Genomic DNA, 372 nt, shown 5'->3' with positions numbered 1-372 from the left:
GTAAGACCACCTGTAACACCTGCCCTATAAGCCGGCGACGACGTACGACCGAGCGGCTGGAACGTTGGAAACGTTTCCAGTACCGGAGACGTTTCCAGTACCGCGATTCCACGATCCGTACCATCGATCGGCCGGATCGCTCGGATCCCACGCGTCTGCGTAGATCCGCGATACGGGCAACACGTACCGGACCGAAGGTGTGTTAGTGCTCCGGGACCTACCTCGGGCAATGGGAGTTCAAGAACAGTACCCGTTCGACGTGGGGGCGGTCCGCGACGACTTCCCGATCCTCGATCGGTCCGTCGGGGGCGATCCTACCTCGCCCGGACAGGACGAGTCGGACGACGTCGACCTCGTCTACCTCGACAACGC

The 372-nt window shown here is 62.1% G+C and carries 1 pseudogene; it reads left to right on the top strand.

The features are described 5' to 3' along the window. Window positions 1-229 precede the first annotated feature (229 nt). A pseudogene (locus DJ70_RS17670) lies at window positions 230-372 on the top strand (cysteine desulfurase); the annotation flags it as partial.

Origin of the sequence: Halorubrum halodurans (genome assembly GCF_002252985.1) — an archaeon.
Taxonomy (GTDB): domain Archaea; phylum Halobacteriota; class Halobacteria; order Halobacteriales; family Haloferacaceae; genus Halorubrum; species Halorubrum halodurans.
This window is presented reverse-complemented; position numbering and strand designations above follow the sequence as displayed.